Origin of the sequence: Streptomyces qinglanensis, assembly GCF_900111245.1 — a bacterium.
In the GTDB taxonomy this organism is placed as follows: Bacteria; Actinomycetota; Actinomycetes; order Streptomycetales; family Streptomycetaceae; genus Streptomyces; species Streptomyces qinglanensis.
This window is the reverse complement of sequence record NZ_FOGO01000005.1, coordinates 186,376-205,755: the sequence shown is the minus strand read 5'-3', so window position 1 is coordinate 205,755 and position 19,380 is coordinate 186,376. Positions and strand designations below refer to the sequence as shown.

Annotated in this window: 13 protein-coding genes and 2 CRISPR repeat arrays; of the genes, 10 read left to right on the top strand and 3 right to left on the bottom strand. The window is 69.6% G+C overall.

The genetic code is table 11. From position 1 onward, the window contains the following. Positions 1-223 precede the first annotated feature (223 nt). Positions 224-370 carry a hypothetical protein gene (locus BMX65_RS32860; protein ID WP_162637627.1) on the bottom strand — a complete coding sequence of 49 codons (147 nt, stop codon included), beginning with the start codon at positions 368-370 and terminating at the stop codon, positions 224-226. Positions 371-466: 96 nt separating this feature from the next. Between BMX65_RS32860 and BMX65_RS13435 the strand changes: the two genes are divergently transcribed. Continuing rightward, the gene (locus tag BMX65_RS13435) at positions 467-1,060 is read left to right on the top strand and encodes a TetR/AcrR family transcriptional regulator (protein ID WP_075000475.1); all 594 of its coding nucleotides are present in this window, start codon (positions 467-469) and stop codon (positions 1,058-1,060) included. 86 nt (positions 1,061-1,146) lie between these two features. Next, positions 1,147-1,836, top strand: a complete 690-nt coding sequence (locus tag BMX65_RS13430; RefSeq protein WP_075000474.1) for a type 1 glutamine amidotransferase domain-containing protein — start codon at positions 1,147-1,149, stop codon at positions 1,834-1,836. Between the two features lie 246 nt (positions 1,837-2,082). On the opposite strand, the gene BMX65_RS32855 is transcribed toward BMX65_RS13430, so the two are convergent. Both BMX65_RS32855 and BMX65_RS13415 read right to left on the bottom strand, forming a co-directional pair. Then, on the bottom strand, positions 2,083-3,009 hold the full coding sequence (locus BMX65_RS32855; RefSeq protein WP_162637628.1) for a phosphotransferase: 927 nt from the start codon (positions 3,007-3,009) through the stop codon (positions 2,083-2,085). Then, positions 3,006-4,898: an ABC transporter ATP-binding protein gene (locus tag BMX65_RS13415; RefSeq protein ID WP_239501885.1), complete on the bottom strand. Its 1,893-nt coding sequence runs from the start codon at positions 4,896-4,898 to the stop codon at positions 3,006-3,008. Before BMX65_RS13415 ends, BMX65_RS32855 begins: the two co-directional genes overlap by 4 nt. Positions 4,899-5,991: 1,093 nt before the next feature. Continuing rightward, positions 5,992-6,814: a CRISPR direct-repeat array (repeat unit 28 nt; unit sequence GTCGACCCCGCACCCGCGGGGATGCTCC). A 384-nt stretch (positions 6,815-7,198) separates the two neighbouring features. Between BMX65_RS13415 and cas3 the strand changes: the two genes are divergently transcribed. The 8 genes from cas3 (at position 7,199) to cas2e (ending at position 16,672) form a co-directional block, all read left to right on the top strand. Then, on the top strand, positions 7,199-10,081 hold the full coding sequence (gene cas3, locus BMX65_RS13410; protein ID WP_275435048.1) for a CRISPR-associated helicase Cas3': 2,883 nt from the start codon (positions 7,199-7,201) through the stop codon (positions 10,079-10,081). Positions 10,082-10,298: 217 nt separating this feature from the next. Next, the gene (gene casA, locus BMX65_RS13405; protein WP_075000473.1) at positions 10,299-12,002 is read left to right on the top strand and encodes a type I-E CRISPR-associated protein Cse1/CasA; all 1,704 of its coding nucleotides are present in this window, start codon (positions 10,299-10,301) and stop codon (positions 12,000-12,002) included. Further along, positions 11,995-12,630 (top strand): type I-E CRISPR-associated protein Cse2/CasB, encoded by a 636-nt coding sequence (casB, locus tag BMX65_RS13400; RefSeq protein ID WP_075000472.1) that lies wholly within the window; start codon positions 11,995-11,997, stop codon positions 12,628-12,630. Before casA ends, casB begins: the two co-directional genes overlap by 8 nt. A gap of 49 nt (positions 12,631-12,679) precedes the next feature. Beyond that, positions 12,680-13,831, top strand: coding sequence for a type I-E CRISPR-associated protein Cas7/Cse4/CasC (gene cas7e / locus BMX65_RS13395; RefSeq protein WP_075000471.1), 1,152 nt, complete (start codon positions 12,680-12,682; stop codon positions 13,829-13,831). After that, positions 13,828-14,628, top strand: coding sequence for a type I-E CRISPR-associated protein Cas5/CasD (cas5e, locus tag BMX65_RS13390; protein WP_075000470.1), 801 nt, complete (start codon positions 13,828-13,830; stop codon positions 14,626-14,628). The genes cas7e and cas5e overlap by 4 nt, the downstream gene beginning before the upstream one ends. A gap of 5 nt (positions 14,629-14,633) precedes the next feature. Then, the gene (cas6e, locus tag BMX65_RS13385) at positions 14,634-15,383 is read left to right on the top strand and encodes a type I-E CRISPR-associated protein Cas6/Cse3/CasE (protein ID WP_075000640.1); all 750 of its coding nucleotides are present in this window, start codon (positions 14,634-14,636) and stop codon (positions 15,381-15,383) included. Positions 15,384-15,386: 3 nt separating this feature from the next. Further along, the gene (gene cas1e, locus BMX65_RS13380) at positions 15,387-16,367 is read left to right on the top strand and encodes a type I-E CRISPR-associated endonuclease Cas1e (RefSeq protein WP_075000469.1); all 981 of its coding nucleotides are present in this window, start codon (positions 15,387-15,389) and stop codon (positions 16,365-16,367) included. Next, positions 16,364-16,672 (top strand): type I-E CRISPR-associated endoribonuclease Cas2e, encoded by a 309-nt coding sequence (gene cas2e / locus BMX65_RS13375; RefSeq protein ID WP_075000468.1) that lies wholly within the window; start codon positions 16,364-16,366, stop codon positions 16,670-16,672. Before cas1e ends, cas2e begins: the two co-directional genes overlap by 4 nt. A gap of 18 nt (positions 16,673-16,690) precedes the next feature. Next, a CRISPR array of direct repeats spans positions 16,691-18,915; the repeat unit is 28 nt; unit sequence GTCGACCCCGCGCCCGCGGGGATGTTCC. Positions 18,916-19,380: the final 465 nt, after the last annotated feature.

Sequence of the window (19,380 nt, the reverse complement as noted above, 5' to 3'; positions counted from 1 at the left end):
CGCGTGGTGGCGGTAATGTATTACACCTCACCCCGGGCGGCGCAAGGGTCGCGTCAGCAACTTTTCCGGCTGCTCCGACGCCTGTCGCCGAGCACGGCGAAGGGGCCTCACCAGCCGTTCATGCCCGACTCGGGGGTGGTGACGGGCATGCCGGAGCCGAAGTGCGGCGCGGTCGGCGGGAGGTGGGAGGCGGCGGGGATTCTCCGGGTGGTGACCGGAGGTCTCAGGCGTCGGCTTCGTCTTCGGTCCAGCCGGCCCGGATGCCCCGGCTGTGGATCAGTTGCCTGCGGGTGAGCTCCGCGGTCAGTTCGGCGTCGCCCGACGCGGCGGCGTTCACGATGGCGATGTGCTCCTCGCCGGACCGGGTCACTGCCCGACTGCCTCAGCGGTCAGCCTGCTGCGGTGCTGTCGCCCTCTGCCCCAAACGTTCTAGACGACTGGTCTACTCAGATGCTACGGTTCATACATGCCGGTCACCACGCGCACCACGGACACTCGTCGGAGCATCCTCGACACCGCCCAGCGGATCATGGCTCGCAAGGGCTATTCCGCCGTCGGTATCAACGAGGTGCTCGCAGAGGTCGGTGTGCCGAAGGGGTCCTTCTATCACTACTTCGCCTCGAAGGACGCGTTCGGCGAGGCGATCCTGAAGAGCTATTTCGCAGACTACCTCGCGGACGTGGACGGCATTCTCGCCCGATCCGACCAGTCGGCAGCCGAGCGGCTGATGGCCTACTGGCAGCAGTGGCGGGAGACGCAGAGTGTCGAGGAGTGTCAGGGCAAGTGCCTGGCCGTGAAGCTCGGCGCAGAGGTCGCCGACCTGTCGGAGTCGATGCGCCTGGCTCTGAAAGAGGGCACGAGTGCCATCGTCGACCGCATCGCACGCACCATCGCCGACGGCTTGGAGGACGGATCCCTCTCGGTCGACGCTGATCCCCGGGACGTGGCCCAGGCCCTGTACGACATGTGGCTCGGCGCGAGCGTCATGTGCAAGATCCATCGCAGTCTGGCGCCGCTCGACACCGTCACAGCGGTAACCCGCGGACTGCTGCACCTGTAGCAGGACCGCACCCCATGCCCGATCCGGTCATGGGGACCCTGTTTCCTCGAATAGTAGACTGGTCTAATCGCACTGAGGAGTGTGTCATGAAGGTTCTGATCGTTCTCACCTCGCACGACGAGCTGGGCAACACCGGTCTCAAGACCGGGTTCTGGCTGGAGGAGCTGGCGGCGCCGTACTACCGCTTCAAGGAGGCCGGCTGGGAGATCGTGCTCGCCTCGCCCAAGGGCGGGCAGCCGCCGTTGGACCCCAAGAGCAACGAGCCCGGCTTCCAGACCGACGACACCCGGCGCTTCGAGGCCGACCCGGAGGCGACCAAGGCACTGGCCGATAGCGTGCGCCTGGACTCGGTCCCGGCCGGCGACTTCGACGCGGTCTTCTACCCTGGCGGCCACGGCCCGCTCTGGGACCTGGCCGAGGACACCGTCTCCGCCCGGCTGATCGAGACGACTCTGCGCTCGGGCAAGCCGGTCGGACTGGTGTGCCACGCCCCCGGCGTGCTGCGGCACACTGTCGACGAGGACGGCACCCCGCTGGTGCGAGGCAAGAACGTCACCGGCTTTGCCAACACCGAGGAGGAGGCCGTCCAGCTCACCGACGTCGTCCCCTTCCTGGTCGAGGACGAACTCACCAAGCTCGGAGGCGTCTACTCCAAGACCGGCGACTGGCAGCCCTACGTCCTGCAGGACGGTCTGCTGATCACCGGGCAGAACCCGGCCTCCTCGGCTCCCGCAGCCGACGCCCTGATCGAGCTGCTCAGCAAGGGCGGCGTGTGAGCGCCTACGTCGTCATGCTCCGCGAGCGCGTGACCGACCCGGCCGGGCCGGCTGTTTGTGCCGGCTCGGCCCGGGCGGCCCGGGCAGGCCACGAGGTGACACCCCTCTGACATGCCCCTCGGCTACGCACGCGTGCTGCCGGCTGCGGAGAGGACCTCGGGATGGTCTGCTGCCGGGCCGCCAGGCCACTGGAAGACCAGACGGGATGCTGCCTTGTCCAGCACGTCGCCGGCGGGCAGTTCGTCGTCAGGGGTGTCTGCCGGATGGACGGTCATCGGCGGGTAGCCGCTGTGGCGCACGTGCTGGTCCCAGTCCCGCACGCAGTCGATCAGCCGACTTGCCAGAGCGGACCCGGCCGGGCCGTAGGCGTGGACGTGGAACTCCCAGCGGCTTTCGGGCGGCGGGCGCGGGAGCACTGCGGTGGATGGCCGAGGCAAGGGCGCCGATCCGGTGGAACAAGCGCCGCTGCTCCTTGGGCGAGAGGCCGGTGCCGTGCAGAGGGCGGCCGGGCACCGCGGTGACGACGACGGCCCGCAGCTGTGTGTCGGCGGTCACCAGCTTGGGCGCGGCCACGCCCAGGTGCGGGACCCATGTGCGAAGGGCGGCGACTTCCCTGTCGTGGAAGCGGTCGTTCTGGTGGACCTTGACATACCAGGTCCCGCCCGCCGCACCGTCCGCCCGCCATACCTGGCTGCCCTCCCGCGCCCAAGAGGTGTCCGTCCACCGCGCGATGCGGCCCACTGCCTGCTCTGCGAACCGCCGCACTTCTGTTTCCGGGCGGCTCGACTCTGGCGGGTGGTCGGTGGCGGGGACGAACTCCAGGACCTTGGGGGTGCCCGACCAAGCCGTCCGGAAGACGAGGCCCGTCCTGGGACTGTCGCCGGGGGTGTCCACGAGGTGTACGACGTGCGCGAGTTCGACCCGTTCGGGATCGATCAGCAGCTCGGCCTCCTCCTGCGCTTCCCGCACGAGGCAGGCGAGTGCGCTTTGCTGTTGGCAGTGACCGGCCAGGAAGTGCCGGGTATTTCCTGCGAAGGCGGAGTCGGGGTTCCGCAGCCCGGGCAGCACCCGGCTCTCGGTGTCCTCCCGGTAGAGATGGGCGCCGACGATGTTCAGGACGGTACCGCTCGGTGCCCTCTCCGGTGTGTCCTCGGTGTCGGTATCGGTGTTCACCGGTTCTCCTTGTGCTGGGGTGCATCACGTGCCCGTTGTGCAGGGAGGCGGTCGGCGGGTGGCGAGGAGAGTCCGTACTGGGCGGCCTGGGCCTGGAACATCTCCCGGTAGAGGCCGTCGCCGCGGGACATCAGCTGGTCGTGGGTGCCTTCTTCGACGATGCGGCCCTGGTCGAGGACGTAGATGTGGTCGGCCTTCGCGGTGGCGGCGAGTCGGTGTGTGACGAGTACGACTGCGTGGCCGTTGTCGGCCAGGGACCACAGGCCCTCGAAGGCTTCGATCTCGGCGCGCGGGTCGAGTGCGGAGGTGGGCTCGTCGACGAGGAAGAAGGGGGCGTTCCGGTACCGGCTGCGGGCGTTGCCCAGCTTCTGCCACTGTCCTCCGGAGAGCTGGATGCCGCGCTCGTATCCCTTGAAGCAGATCGAGTCCCACCCGTGCGGCAGCCCTTCGATCAGTGTGTGGATGTCGGCGGCTTGCGCGGCCTGTTCGACCCGCGCCATGTCCCGGGGACGGTCGCCGGCGCCGATGGCCACGTTGGTGGCGGCGGTCATCTCCCAGTGCGGGAAGTCCTGGGCGAGCAGCCCGACAGACGCGAAGACCTCCGAACGGTCGGCGGCGCGCACTGCGACCCGCTCGCTCTCGCCTAGTTCCCCCTCCCACCACACCTCTCCGGCGGTGGGCAGCAGCAGACCGGCAAGGATCTTGGTCAAGGTCGTCTTGCCCGAGCCGTTCGCACCGACCAACGCGGTCACCTGTCCCCGCCGCACCGACACGCTCACGTCCGTGAGGGAGGGGGACGAGGCGCCGGGGTAGGTGTAGGAGACGTTCTCCACGTGGACGGTCCGCACGGGAGACGGCAGGGGTGTGCCGCTCTGCGGGATGGCGTGCTGGGAGGCCAGTTCAGTGGCGTTCTTGGTGTCGGTGAGGAACAGCATCTCCTCATACAGCCGGTTGACCTGCTGGATGAGAGAGGTGAGCCGCGCGGTGGAGTTGCGGATGGCGACCACCGCCGTGCCCCCGACCGCCAGCGGCAACCCGCCGCTGGTCAGCAGCCACCACAGCACCCCGTAGCAGCCCAGCGACGCCAGACCGGAGCCCGCCCCGGCCACGAGATCGGTGTGCGCCTGGGCCCGTGCCAGCCGCCGCTGCTCGGCCTCCATCTGCCGGGACATCTCCTCATAGCCACCCAGCAGCTTCACTCCGGCCCCGTGGGCACGAATCTCACCAGCGGCGTGCGGCCGGGTCAGATAGGCCAGCAGGGAAGCGATGGCGCGGCGATGATCGACCCAGTGCAGCCGCGAGACATACTCACGGCGGGCCGAGCGCACCGCACCCCACCCTCTCGGAAGAGCGATGGCCAGCAGCATCGGCAGCAGCGCCCAATGCAGGGACGCCAGGACGACGGCTGCGGCGACCATGCCGATGAGCACGTTGCCCACGCCCATCGACAGCCGGAGCATGTTCCGCGCGGAGTCGGTGCCGAACTTCCCTGCCTCCAGGGTGCGCTGCACCTCGGGCCGCTCGGTCGCCTCCACCTCGACGCGGGTGACGGCCTCGTAGTAGCGGGCGGAGACGGCTCGCTCGACCTGCGGCTCCAGCCGGCCGGACATCGCCGTCGACCATGCCGCCAGCAGTGCCGCCCCCACCGACACCACCGCCAGCACCACCAGGGCGGGGAGAGCGTCGCGCAGCTTGTCGGCGGTCGGCCCCTCGGCGAACAACTGAGTCAGGATGCCGTTGACCGCCACCAGGCCCCAGGCAGCCGTCACACCCTGCCCGGCCTGCGCCACGACGACACCGGCCAGTGCCCGCCGGTCCACGCTCCACCCGGTGCGCAGCACGGTCCCCGCCATACGGGGCAGGGCCGCGGCCATCTGCCCGAACCCCATACGAATCAGCGCGCCCTCGTGATGCACAAAGGACCTGTCCCAGCGCAACCGGCCGCCGTAGAGTTCCCGCTCCGCCTCGGAGATCCCGCTCGCCGACTGCGCGGCCTTCTTGCGCAGCTCCGGACGCCTCACCCCTGCCCAGGATGGCCTGAGGTTCCCTGAGTTGGCGGACTTCCTCATGCCCTCCACCCCTTCTCGGGGCGAGTGCTGTTGCGTGCAGTCGCGTCAACGCGGTGCCCGGAGGACTCGGCGTGCGGGGCCACAAGCCGACAATGTTCGAATACTGCCGGGGCGTACACAGGGGAAAGCACGAAGGTCATGGCATCCTCCGGTTGGGCGCACGAGGGGTACTGGTGCTCTAAAAACGGGCACGGAGAGGCCGCCGTTACGGGTACCTAGTGGTCAAATGTTCGGAATTGCAGCCGTCGGGGCGTCAGGACGGGCCCGTGGGAGCGCAGCGTCATTCGAACGGGGTGAGGTCCCCCGTACGGGGTCTTGCCAGCCACGCAGCGACGTGGCCCCTCTCCTCTCTCAGGTCCTTCCCCGACGCTCCTGAACGACGTCTCCGGGCAGCGGCCTGGCAGGAGCTCCTGCGGGCGGCCACGAACCGCACCCAGGCAGCAGCCGGACTCCGAGACAGCGCGCCGAAGCCGCAGCACGGCACACCGCTACCGTGGGATGAGATCGCCGCACTCGTCCGAGCAGCCGGGAACTTCACGGCGGCCATCCACCAGGCCGACTCCACGGACCAGGCCGAGCTCTGCAAGAAGCTGGGAATCCGCCTGCGCTATGACCCCGCGCAGCAAAAAATCCTGGTCGAGAGCCATCTCGACCAGGACCTGAGCGGTTCCCGTGGGGTACCAGTACGTGTCGGGAGGGCGTATCCGACCATACGCACACACTGGTGGCGTTCGGGGCGCTGGACGTGCGGCAAGAGTGACCAGTGCGGCGGTGCCGCGGGTCTTGCGTCGACTCTTCGATCGTCCCCGTCTCGCGGCCTCCGCCGAGTCCGGCGCTCCGGAGCAGCCTCACTGTGGAGAAGCAACTGAATGAAATAGGCTAGGCCACTGCGCAAACGCTATGGTCAGCAAGTGTCGACCCCGCACCCGCGGGGATGCTCCCACGGGATCGTCGGCTACGTCCGCGTGTGGGAGGTCGACCCCGCACCCGCGGGGATGCTCCTCCCGGCTGTCCCCCCGCGCCCCCGACTCGGCAGTCGACCCCGCACCCGCGGGGATGCTCCCGACGATCGCAACGACGCTGGGAGCCTGACATGGTCGACCCCGCACCCGCGGGGATGCTCCCTTTTTTCTACCCGGGACGAAACAAAAATAAGGGTCGACCCCGCACCCGCGGGGATGCTCCCGCTCAGGTCATGGCGGACGGGCTCGCGGACAAGTCGACCCCGCACCCGCGGGGATGCTCCGCCCACCATGTCGGGCAGCTCGCCGGGCATCCCGTCGACCCCGCACCCGCGGGGATGCTCCGATCGGGTTGGAGCTGTCCCGGCAGGACCTCAAGTCGACCCCGCATCCGCGGGGATGCTCCCTTCCTTCCGGTGCGGGCCTACGCCGAGCAGACGTCGACCCCGCACCCGCGGGGATGCTCCGCCCCTGCGTTGGCTGTGGGGCCGCCTCGGTCGGTCGACCCCGCACCCGCGGGGATGCTCCGCTCCTCCCGCCCGGCTGCCCCGCCCTCTACCAGTCGACCCCGCACCCGCGGGGATGCTCCGGCGCCTGTCCGCTTTTGCCTCGGCAGGTCCGGGTCGACCCCGCACCCGCGGGGATGCTCCCAGCGCGAGCGTCCACGGCAGAGGCTTCCCCTTGTCGACACCCCGCGCCCGCGGGGATGCTCCGCCTGCGCCCGCCCGCGCCGCGTCGGCTCGGCCGTCGACCCCGTGCCCGCGGGGATGCTTCGAGGGGCGGCGTCCATGGTGATGCCGAAGTCAGCTCGACCCCGCCCGCGGGGCCGGTCCGGCGGTGGGTTGCCGCGAAGGCCGCTGCAGCGACCTTCGCGGGCGTGGGATGGTCTGGAGTCTTATCACGCCACCGCTTCTTCCTTCCTCCACAGAGGGACGCTGGTCTTGAGTTGGTTCGTCGAGGCGTTGGACCGAGGGCCAGTCCTTGCGCGCCGGGGTTCTCCGCCTCTTCGGGAAGCCGAAAGTGCCGGGATGCTCGCTGGCTGGCGCGCAAGAGGGAGTGGACCGGTGGTGGTGGGGTTCCGGCGGCATCGGGCTGAAGCAACCTCGATTGTCAGTGCTGGCATTTACGCTCCATGCCGACGAGTTAGGGGAGGAGTGGGTGGCTGTGGAGCGATGGGGGTACGCCGCCGAGCTGGGGGTGTTATGGGGCAAGTCGAAGGAGCGGGCCGGCGGGCGGATGAACCTGCTGATGTCCCACCTTCTCGATACGGGTGCAGTGGCCGAGTTGATGTGGGACCGCTTTCTGGCCCCTTCGACGCGGGAGGTTCTGGACGATGTGGCGGGGGGTGTGGGACGGGGGCGTCTGTTCCTGGCCTGGTTGTGCGGTGTGCATGATTGCGGGAAGGCCACTCCGGCCCACCAGCGGCTGTGGCCCGAGGGCGCAGACCTTGTGCAGGCGGCAGGCATGGGGTGGCGAGAGCCACTGGCTGCGGCAGCGGCAAAGCGCAGCCGGTGGCGTCATGACTGGGCCGGTGGGCTGCTGATCCGGGAGATGCTGAGTGCGGCCCGGTGGGCCCCCCAGCAGATCGACTGGGTGTGGCCATTGGTTGCCGGCCATCACGGCGCGTTTCCCACACTGCGTGACCTTCGAGAGCCTTCCAAGGCAAAGGGTCAGTTGAAGGGCACGGGACGGTGGCCGGAGGTTCAGCAAGCAGTGCTGGAGGCCCTCACCCGCGAGCTGGGGTTCGCTGATCTTCGCGAGGTGCAGCCGGAGGTCGTCCCCTCGCGCGCGCTGCAGATGCAGTTGAGCGGGTTGGTGGTGATGGCGGACTGGATCGCCAGCGATGAGCGTCACTTCACGGGCATCGATGACTTCGGGGCGCTCTCCGTGAACGGAGCCCGTCGGCGGGCGCGGAGGGCGTGGGAGGCTCTGGGGCTGCGTGGTGGCTGGGGGACCATCGCTGTTCCCGGCCCGGAGGCGTTCCAGGATCGTTTCGGGTGTTCGCCGCGGGCGTCGCAGACGATGGTGGTCGAGGCAGCCAGGCGAATGGGGGCGCCGGGGATACTGGTCATCGAGGCTCCGATGGGTGAGGGCAAGACCGAGGCGGCTCTGGCGGCGGCCGAGGTTCTGGCCGCGCGGTTCGGTGCGGATGGCGTGTTCGTCGGAATGCCGACCCAGGCGACAAGCGATCCGATGTTCACTCGTGTGCGCAACTGGCTGGAAGCCCTCGATCCCCGTTTTGCTGCCCAGGTCGCGTTGCTGCACGGTAAGCGTGCCTTCAACAGCGAGTGGAAGCGTCTCCTGGACGAAGGCGGCGCAGATCCGGACGGCCTCTTTTGCGGCGTTGATGAGTACGGCCTCGGCGACGATCCCTACGGGGTGACGGCCACCACCTCAGAATGCTCCGCCGAACGCCAGGCACCTGCTGAGTGGTTCTTGGGTGGCAAGCGCGGTCTGCTGGCACCGTTCGTCGTGGGCACCGTGGATCAATTGCTGTATGCGGCCACGCGCACCCGCCATGTCATGCTCCGCATGGCGGGCTTGGCAGGCAAGGTCGTGGTTCTGGACGAGGTCCACGCGTGCGACGTGTACATGAACCAGTTCCTCTTGGAGGCCCTGCGCTGGTTGGGGCAGGCAAGGGTGCCGGTTGTGCTGCTGTCAGCGACGCTTCCGCCCGCGCAGCGCCGAGCCTTGGCCACCTCCTACATGGCCGGTGCCGCATCGCGGGAGGAATACCCGGTCGAGGTTCCCGAGGCGGCCGGATACCCACGCGTGACTGCTGCCTGGCTCGGCGAGGATGCCATGCCGCTCTTTCATGTGGCCGCTTCCCCGGGGTGGCGCGACGATCTTCCGGTTGCGGTGGTGCCGCTGCCGGAGGCCATACCGGGGCCTCGGGCCACCAGCGGCGAGCGTGACGCGTTCCAGGCGGCTGCCGACAAGGCTGTGGGGGATCTGCTTGAAGACGAACTGGCAGACGGCGGGACAGCGCTGGTCATCCGCAACTCCGTGGCCCGCGCGCAGAGCGCCTACGAAGAACTCCGGAGCCGGTTCGACGAGGAAGAAGTGCGACTGCTGCACGCTCGATTCACCGTCACGCGCCGTGCCGAGCTGACAGAGGAATGCCTGGAACCGCTCGGCCCGAAGCGCCAGAGCCGCTCCGGGGGTGAGCGGCTCGTTCTGGTCGCCACGCAGCTGGCAGAACAGTCGTTTGACGTGGATGCCGACCTGCTGGTCACCGACCTGGCCCCCGTGGACCTGCTGCTGCAGCGCATGGGGCGCATCCATCGCCACGCAGACACCCTCCGCCCCGCGCGGCTGCGCCTCCCGCGCGTCTACGTCACGGGCTTTCAAGCACGAGAGGACCGTGAGCCTGCGTTCGTCTACGCGAGTGAGAAGATCTACGGCCGTCACCTCCTGTTGCGCACTGCGGCCCTGCTGCCTGGAAACGGCGGATCGTGGTCAGTGCCGGGAGACGTGCCTGCATTGGTGGAGAAGGTCTACGGGACGCATGCCGAGCTGCTGCCCGGGACCTGGCGTTCGGCAGGTGCTCAGGCGGCCGAGGAACAAGCCGAGGCGGATCGGCGGCGTGCGGAGTCCGCACGCGAGTTCCTCCTGACGAGGCGCGGCGAGCACGAGAAGCCGACCCTGGCCGGTGTGCACTACGGAGGGGTCTCGACCGGAAGCCGTGAGGAGAGGCTGCAGGCGGCGGTGCGCGATGGTGAGGAGTCCGTCGAGGTCGTCCTTGTTGTGCAGAACGCCGAGGGGGAGTCGTTCCGGACGCTCAGAGGCCGCTCGCTGAGCATCAACGGGGATGTGGCACCGGAGCTGTTGGATGAGGTCCTCGGCTCCGCCGTGCGTCTTCCGCCGAAGCTCACCCGAGACGCCTTGACGCTCACACCGCTTCCGGCCTGGCACGGCCACCCCTGGCTGCGGCACAGCCGCGCGCTGGTCCTCGACGGGGTTCGCCGCGCCCGGCTGGGCGCGGCGAACCTGCGCTACGACGATCTGCTGGGCCTGTACGAGGAGCAGGCGGGCAGCTGATCGCACAGCTTCTCCATCCCCGCGACGCGCGGGGTCGACGTGCTGACCAGACACAACGACGGGTCATCCCCGCGTGCGAGATGAAGCTCGTCCTCAACGCGAGGTCAGCGAGGTCAGCAAGGAGATGAGTATCAGTTTTCGGAACTCCCCGCACGGCGGCCACTGCTGTGGCTAGCCTGGAAGAGCTAGACAGAACGAATTGCCTAGAGGGGAAGCCATGCCTTCTTCGTTCCCGTTAGCCGACTCCCCATGGCTGTCGCTGCCCCCAGCATCGGGTGGCCCGGCGGCCGAGCACGGTCTGCGCCACACACTGGTGGAGGCCCACGCCTTGGGCGAACTGGTGGTCAGTTCGCCCACGCAACGGTCGGCAGCCCTGCGCCAGTTGCTGCTTCCGGTGGTTGTCGATGCCTTGGGGCGTCCCGCTGACGAGCGAGAGTGGGTGCGCTGGTTCGAGGCCGGCCGGTGGTCCGAGGAACAGCGCAGGTGCCTCGAGGCCTATCTCGACGAGCACGCATTCGATCTCTTTCACCCCCAGCGTCCTTTCGCCCAGGTGCCGGGCCTGCGTACGGCGAAGAACGAGACGAAGGGGGCGGGCCTGCTTGTCGCGACCGAAGCCACCGGAAATAACGTGCCGCTCTTCGCTGCCCGCACGGAGGGCGAGCCCCCGAAACTGAGCCCTTCCCAGGCCGCTCTCTGGCTGCTGCACGCGCACTGCTGGGACACCGCCGCCATCAAGACCGGCGCAGTAGGGGACCCGAAGGTAAAAGCAGGGAAGACCACAGGCAATCCCACGGGCCCGTTGGGGCAGATGGGCGTCACGCTGCCGACCGGCCGCACCCTCTACGAGACGCTGCTGTTGAACATTCCCGTCGGCCCGCCGCTGCGCTCGGATGACCTGCCGCAGTGGAAACGCGCTGACGTGTTCACACCTCAGTGGCAGGAGCGCCTGCCCGCCGGCCTGCTGGAGGTGTGGACCTGGCAGTCCCGCCGCATCCGCCTGATCCCCGAAGAGACAGCCGAGGGGGTCCGGGTGACCAGGGTCGTCGTCGCGGCCGGCGACCGGATGCCACACACACCTGAACTCGACCCGCACACCATGTGGCGGCTCGAACCCACCGGCAAGCCGCGTGCCGGCACGTCACGTAAAGGGAAGACCGTACCGCCGCGCCGGCCGCTGCGCATGCAACCGGGCAAGGCGGCCTGGCGGGGCCTGGATGCACTCCTGGCTCCTGAGCGCCAGGCGAGGGACGCCCGTGAGAACACGGCAGGGTTCGCCACCAGCATCCTTCTGGACCAGGCCGGTGCGGTCCGGGCCGACCTCGGGGACGACTTCCCCCTTCGGGTCGAGCTGACGGGCATGGCCTACGGCAATCAGTCCGCCGTCGTCGAGGACGTCATGTTCGACGCGCTGCCCCTGCCGCTCGCTGCGCTGGGGGCCGACACTTTCGCACACGCCGCTGTGCTGGAGGTAGCAGAACAGGCCGAAGAACTGGCCCAGGCCGTCAACCGTCTCTCAGCAGATCTGCGGCGCGCCATGGGCGCGGAACCCATCCCCTGGGACAAAGGCCAGCGCCCCGGTGAACTTCTCCTGCACGCCCTGGACCCGCTGGTGCGCCGCCTCCTGGCAGGACTGCGCCGTGTGGGCGAAGACATCGATGCGATCGAGGCCGGGCAGCTCGCGTGGGAACAACTGGCCCTTCGGAGGGCCTGGGAGATCGCCGATCGCCTGCTGCAGACCGTACCCCTGGCGGCATACGCGGGCCGCACCATCTCCCAGGGCGAAGGCCGGCAGGACCGTACGTACCGCGCCTCGTTGGCCGAAGCGTCCTTCACCAACCGCTGCAACGAGATCCTCCACCGGGCCACCGAAGACCGCCGAGAGGCGAGCCGCCCGCATACGCCGGGAGACGACGATGTCTGAGACCGACCACCGCACGCAGCGCATCTGGAACAAGTACATCGCTACGGACGGCACGTGGCACCGCAAAGAGGGCACGGCCGCCGAGAAGCGCCCACCAGGCGAAGATCTGGCCCTCCTGCGCAGGGGCTTGAGCCGTCCCGTCGGCACAGTGCTGCCCATGTTCGCCTTCTACACCTGCCCCGTCGACGACTTCGCCGCACGGCGCGGCGAGGTCTCGGCCGAGCAGGAGGCCGAACACGCAGCCCTGGCACTGTTCGGCCTGCATCAGCAGAGCAAAGAGCGTCCCATGCACCGCGGCGGCGTCTCCCTCGGTCGTGCCATGCGCGCGCTGCGTCATCACGACCGCTCCAGTTCGGAGGCCGTCGACTCACGCTTCGAGCAAGCATTCTCGGCGACCGCGCCCGAGACCCTGCACTACCGGCTGCGGGGCCTGATCACGCAGCTCAAGGGCATCGATCAGCCGCTCGACTACGACCGGCTCTGCGAGGACCTCTATGCCTGGCGGCGTCCGCCTTCCCGCTCCCGTGTACGCCGGCGCTGGGGCCTGGACTACTACGGCTGGACCCAGGCCCGGAGTGGCAAGACCGAGACCGCTCCTGCCGGATCTCCCACCACCGCCCCTTCTTGACCGGCACTTTCCACCTTCATCCGCCGTCCTGACCAACATGGAGAGCTTCATGGCACCGCACTGCTTCGTCGACGTGCACGTCGTACAGACCGTGCCCCCGGCCAACCTGAACCGCGATGATCAGGGAAATCCCAAGGAGGCCGTCTACGGCGGAGTGCGCCGCTCGCGTGTCTCCTCCCAGGCATGGAAACGCGCCACGCGGCTGCACTTCGACGCCCAGGCCCCCGAGATCGAACGGGCCACACGTACCAAGCGCATCCTGGCCCAGCTCACCGAACGCATCGCCCGAAACAATAGGCTGGAGACAGAGCCCGCGGCACGGATCGCCACCGCGGTGCTCGGCCAGCTCGGCCTGAGCCAGGGCAAGAAGGCGGGCGACACGGCCTACCTTCTCTTCTACGGCCAAGCTCAACTCGACGCCATCGCCGCCCTGGTCACCGGCCGTGCGGCCGAGCTCGCCGCTCTCGACGACAAGGGCCTGGCCGAGGCTGCCACAGAGCTTCCGGTCACCGCGGCACTGCAGGCCGGGCACCCGATGGGCGTCGCACTGTTCGGCCGGATGGTCGCCGACATCCCCGCGCTGAACGTCGACGCTTCCGTACAGGTAGCCCACGCCCTCTCGACCCATGAAACACAACTCGAATTCGACTACTTCACTGCGGTCGACGACGAGAACGAAAAGGAAGAGACCGGCGCCGGGCACATCGACTCCATCGGATTCAACTCCGCCACCCTCTACCGGTACGCCACCGTCGGCCTTGACCAGCTGACCGCCAACCTCGGAGGCGACACCGACGCCGTGTTCGACGCACTCGACCGGTTCGTCGACAGCTTCGCCCGATCCGCCCCGACCGGCTACCAGAACGCCTTCGCCCACCGCACCCGCCCCAGCCTCGTCGCCGTGGTCGTGCGCACCGACCAGCCCGTCAACCTCGTCTCCGCCTTCGAAGAACCCGTCCCGGCCGAGTCCGGTATCCAGGCCGCATCCGCCCGCCGTCTCGCCGAGGAGCACACCACAGCGGTGCGCATGTGGGGCGACGAGCCTCTCCACACCGCCATCACCCACACCTTCACCACAGGCGATCCCCGCACCAAGGACACCGCAGAGGCCCTCACCCAGGCGTTCGGCACACCGGTCGCCTTCCCCGAGCTCCTGTCCGGTCTCCGCGCCCGCCTCACACAGGCAAGGGAGACGGTGTGACCTCCCGCGAGCCCGGCCCCGTCCTGCTGCTACGGCTCGCCGGGCCCCTGCAGTCCTGGGGCGACCGCAGCGCCTACAACCGACGCGAAACCCGCCCCGAGCCCACCAAGTCCGGCGTCATCGGCCTGCTCGCAGCCGCAGCCGGCCGCCCGCGCCAGGCAAACCTCGACGACCTGGCCGGCCTGGACCTGGGCATTCGCATCGACCGGCCGGGCAGCCTGCTGCGTGATTACCACACCGTAAGCGACTACCGAGGACGTCCGCTGCTCTCTGCCGCAGTCACCGCCAAAGGACGCCAGAAACCCACCTCACCCGCCAAGCACACCCACATCACCCAGCGCTACTACCTCCAGGACGCAGTCTTCCTCGCCGCCGTCACCGGCCCCGAGCCACTGGTGACCGCACTCGACCACGCCCTGCGCCACCCAGCCTTCCCCCTCGCGCTCGGACGCCGCTCCTGCACCCCGGCCCAGCCCATGAACCTGGGCCTGCGCACCGGCACGCTGGAGGAGGCACTACGAGAAGCGCCCTGGCAGGCACCCCGCCGGATCATCAAGCGATGGGGCCGCGAGCACGGCAACGCCGACCGCATCGACCTCCCCGCGACCCTCGACGACCCGACGGGAGAGGACGTACGGGACGACGTACCGGTCTCCTTCGCCCCGAAGAACCGGGCCTACACCACCCGTCACGTACGACACGCCTACCTCAGCGCACCCACCGGACTCATCCCCGACCCCACCGCACCGCCGCCCGCCAACGGCGGCCACGACCCCTTCGCCCTCCTGGGCTGGTGACCGACATGCCCTTCCTCTCCCGCATCCGCATCAACCCCCTGCGCGCAGAGAGCCGCAAACTGCTGACCAGCCCCCGCGCCATGCACGCCGCCGTCCAAGGAGGACTCCCCGGCACACCCGACGAAGAACGCACGCTCTGGCGGCTGGACGACGACAACCCCCACCGCCCCCACCTATTCGTCCTCACCAGCTCCCGCCCGGACTGGACCCACCTCGTCGAGGCCGCCGGCTGGCCCGACGCGGACGGCGAGCACCACGCCATACGCGACTACAAACCGCTGCTGGACCAACTCGCCCTCGGCCGCGAGTTCGCCTTCCGGCTGACCGCGAACCCCGTCCAGAACACCAACCGCCCCGCCAAACCCACCCCCCGCCAGGCCGAGCGCCTGGCCGCCGGCGAACGGCGCAGCTTCCGCCTCGGCCACCGCACCGCCACCACCCAGCTCGCCTGGTTCCTGACCCGCACACACCGCTGGGGCTTCGAAATCCCCCAAGCACCTGCCCTCGAAGACACCCACAACACCGAGGGCGAAGCACCCCACGACGTACGGATCATCGCCAGAGACCGCCGCTCCTTCCGCAAAGAACCCTCATCGAAAGAAGCCCGGGTCGTCATGCACGCCGTCACCTTCGAAGGACGACTACGCATCACCGACGCCGCCACGTTCACCGAAAAACTCCTGGGCGGCATCGGCCCCTCCAAGGCATACGGCTGCGGTCTCCTCACCCTCGCCCCCCTCGCCACAAGGAACTGAGCCGTGCCCGACATCTGGTGGAAGGCCGACCCACAAGACCTGCACCGGCTCGCCGACCGCGTCTCCAGCGTGTACGTCGAACGCAGCCACCTGGACCGCGACGAAAACGCCGTCGTCATCATCAACAAACAGCAAACCGTCCGCGTCCCAGCAGCCATGGTCGCCGTCATGCTCCTCGGCCCCGGCACACGCGTCACCCACGGCGCAATCCGCCTGCTCGCCGACTCCGGCACCGCCATCTGCTGGGTCGGCGAACAAGGCGTCCGCATGTACGCCGCCGGCCTTGGCCCCAGCCGCGGAGCCGGACTCCTGCAACGCCAGGCATGGCTCGTCACCCGACCCAAGCAACGCCTCGCCGTCGCCCGCGCCATGTACGGCCAGCGCTTTCCCGGCGAAGACGTCTCCGGCCTGACCATGCAGCAACTCCGCGGCCGGGAAGGAGCCCGCGTCCGCAAGATCTACCGGACCCAGTCACAGCGCACCGGCGTGCCGTGGAACGGCCGCATCTACAAACCCGGCGACCCCCACGCTGCCGGAGACGACCTCAACCGCCTGCTGTCCGCAGCCAACGCCGCCCTCTACGGCATCTGCCACGCCGTCATCACCGGGCTCGGCGCCAGCCCTGGCCTCGGCTTCGTCCACACCGGCTCCGCCCTCTCATTCGTCCTCGACATCGCCGACCTCTACAAAGCCGACTACACCATCCCTCTTGCCTTCGATCTGGCCGCCGACGGCCTCACGGACGAACGTGATGCACGCCTCGGCCTGCGTGACCACATCGCCCGGGACAAACTGCTCAACCGCATCATCGAAGACGTCAAGACCCTCCTCACACCAGACGGCACCGACATCGACGACGCCGAAGCACACCTGTTGTGGGACGAGCACCTCGGCACCGTCCCCGGAGGCACCGACTGGTCCGCCGAGGACACCCACATCGCCGTCATCGGCCCCGAAATCGACGAGAGCGGACCCGCCCGATGACGGTCATACTCCTCATCGCCGCCCCCGAAGGACTGCGCGGCCACCTCACTCGCTGGATGGTAGAAGTCAACGCCGGAGTCTTCGTCGGCAACCCCAGCCGCCGCATCCGCGACCGACTATGGGAACTGCTGGCCACCCGCATCGGAGACGGCCAAGCAGTCATGGTCGAACCAGCCGCCAACGAACAGGGCTGGGCCACCCGTACCGCAGGTCGCGACCGCTGGCGCCCCATCGACTTCGACGGCCTCATCCTCTCCGCCCGCCCCCGAACCCAACCGAACGAAAACACCCCCACACCGCGATAAACCCGCTGCTCAGCAAGTGTCGACCCCGCGCCCGCGGGGATGTTCCCTGCTGGGCGTCTTCCGGCCGGGGGACATCCACGTCGACCCCGCGCCCGCGGGGATGTTCCCGGCAGCCGCTTGAAGTGCCGCAGGGTGTGGGCGTCGACCCCGCGCCCGCGGGGATGTTCCTGCCGCCCGGCAGTCTGGGGCCCGGCCGGCCCCGTCGACCCCGCGCCCGCGGGGATGTTCCGTCCTGGACTACGGATTCGTGCTGAGAAGCGGTGTCGACCCCGCGCCCGCGGGGATGTTCCGCGGTGATGGAGCGCGTGGTGGGTCAGGCCGCGGTCGACCCCGCGCCCGCGGGGATGTTCCGCATCGACGACCAGGCCACGCTCGCGTTCGCCCGTCGACCCCGCGCCCGCGGGGATGTTCCGCGGAGCACACCACCCTCGATGCGCTGCTGGACGTCGACCCCGCGCCCGCGGGGATGTTCCGAACATGACGCGGTCGACCGCGAAGCGCTCCATGTCGACCCCGCGCCCGCGGGGATGTTCCGCCGAAGCCGTCCACGTACAAGCTCATGAAGACGTCGACCCCGCGCCCGCGGGGATGTTCCTCGGTATCTCCGGTACCTCCGCGCCCAGGACGAGTCGACCCCGCGCCCGCGGGGATGTTCCGCCCCAGGGGTCGCCGCTGCGGCGTCCAGGACGGTCGACCCCGCGCCCGCGGGGATGTTCCGCGCTGGGACGACGGTGCGATGTCGTACGCGACGTCGACCCCGCGCCCGCGGGGATGTTCCGCGTACGACGAGGCATTCTTCTCCCGGGGCAAGGTCGACCCCGCGCCCGCGGGGATGTTCCCACCTCTGCCCCTCGCCATCGGGGCGCACCTCGGTCGACCCCGCGCCCGCGGGGATGTTCCGACGGGGTGCTGGAGAAGAAGTACGGCACCAGCGTCGACCCCGCGCCCGCGGGGATGTTCCCCTCTGCGCACTGCTCGGTCGTGCCCGTGCTCCGTCGACCCCGCGCCCGCGGGGATGTTCCCCTCGGGCATCACCGCCTGCCGGGGCTGCGGCCGTCGACCCCGCGCCCGCGGGGATGTTCCCTGCGCCCCGCTGAACGAGGCGTCGCCGGAGAAGTCGACCCCGCGCCCGCGGGGATGTTCCGTGCATGAGCACCTGTCACTCCCCCCCCGAAGTCGTCGACCCCGCGCCCGCGGGGATGTTCCGCCCACCGCCAGATGGTGCCGACAGGCTGGCCGGTCGACCCCGCGCCCGCGGGGATGTTCCGGTCACGCACCTGCTGTTCCAGGTCCGCGATCCGTCGACCCCGCGCCCGCGGGGATGTTCCCCCTCTGTCAAGTTCAAAGGTGTGGCCCCGCCGGTCGACCCCGCGCCCGCGGGGATGTTCCCCCGCCACTGGCAGGGAGGAGGACTCCATCGACGTCGACCCCGCGCCCGCGGGGATGTTCCCGCGACTTTCCCCAGCTCACACCGACGTACCACGTCGACCCCGCGCCCGCGGGGATGTTCCCGCGCCTTCCCCCACGCTCAGCCCACCGGCCTGGTCGACCCCGCGCCCGCGGGGATGTTCCCCACCGGCTGTGCGGCCCGATGATGCTGGCGTTGTCGACCCCGCGCCCGCGGGGATGTTCCGTTGCAGCGGTTTCGGGAGAGGGGGCCCTACGCGTCGACCCCGCGCCCGCGGGGATGTTCCCCGCCACGGGCTGCTGTGGTGCATCGTGCAGGCGTCGACCCCGCGCCCGCGGGGATGTTCCCTGGGCGAGGGTGATGCCCGCGCTCTGCTCGGTGTCGACCCCGCGCCCGCGGGGATGTTCCCGACTTGTGGGTGTCGTACCGGACCTTTTCCCCGTCGACCCCGCGCCCGCGGGGATGTTCCGACCCACCTCGCCGAGCACACCAGCTCCGCCGCGTCGACCCCGCGCCCGCGGGGATGCTCCCTCGGAGTGCGGGAGCCGCTTGAGGCAGTGCGCGTCGACCCCGCGCCCGCGGGGATGCTCCGTCCTCTCCGGTCCGGTTCGGGTTCCGGTAGTAGTCGACCCCGCGCCCGCGGGGATGCTCCGGTGAGCGACCTCGCGTCGACGTTCGATCTCGAGTCGACCCCGCGCCCGCGGGGATGCTCCCCGACGTCACCCGCCGATACCGGTCAGCCGCCAGTCGACCCCGCGCCCGCGGGGATGCTCCGGCGGAGGACGGCATCGCCAAGCTCCAGCGGTTGTCGACCCCGCGCCCGCGGGGATGCTCCGGCGAGCACCGACAGGGAGGAGTTCGGGGCTCTGTCGACCCCGCGCCGATGCTCCGCCGCCGTTGCCGCCCCGTTCGGCGTGCACTCCGTCGACCCCGCGCCCGCGGGGATGCTCCGTGATGGCACGCAGCATGCACGAGTCGGCGACGGTCGACCCCGCGCCCGCGGGGATGCTCCGGGCGGCGGGGCCGGGTGCCCAGTGCTGGGCACGTCGACCCCGCGCCCGCGGGGATGCTCCGGTGCCGAAGAGCGAGAAGCAGTCCTTCACGCTGTCGACCCCGCGCCCGCGGAGATGTTCCGGCGCAACGAGTACCCAGCCCACGCGTGCGTTGGTCGACCCCGCGCGCGGGGACCACGTGTTGATGTTCTTCTGGCCATTAGCAAAGGACGGAACACCCCCGGGGCTGATGCATGGTCTGGTGACATCTTGACCTGCCCCACGTCCTGGGTTCCAGATGTGGTCGC

Bases quoted from the DNA above. Each gene is read 5' to 3' on its own strand.
- cas2e (WP_075000468.1), top strand. From the start codon at position 16,364: ATGACGGTCATACTCCTCATCGCCGCCCCCGAAGGACTGCGCGGCCAC.
- cas6e (WP_075000640.1), top strand. From the start codon at position 14,634: ATGCCCTTCCTCTCCCGCATCCGCATCAACCCCCTGCGCGCAGAGAGC.
- BMX65_RS13415 (WP_239501885.1), bottom strand. From the start codon at position 4,898: ATGGGGTTCGGGCAGATGGCCGCGGCCCTGCCCCGTATGGCGGGGACC.
- casA (WP_075000473.1), top strand. From the start codon at position 10,299: ATGCCTTCTTCGTTCCCGTTAGCCGACTCCCCATGGCTGTCGCTGCCC.
- BMX65_RS13435 (WP_075000475.1), top strand. From the start codon at position 467: ATGCCGGTCACCACGCGCACCACGGACACTCGTCGGAGCATCCTCGAC.
- BMX65_RS13430 (WP_075000474.1), top strand. From the start codon at position 1,147: ATGAAGGTTCTGATCGTTCTCACCTCGCACGACGAGCTGGGCAACACC.
- cas7e (WP_075000471.1), top strand. From the start codon at position 12,680: ATGGCACCGCACTGCTTCGTCGACGTGCACGTCGTACAGACCGTGCCC.
- casB (WP_075000472.1), top strand. From the start codon at position 11,995: ATGTCTGAGACCGACCACCGCACGCAGCGCATCTGGAACAAGTACATC.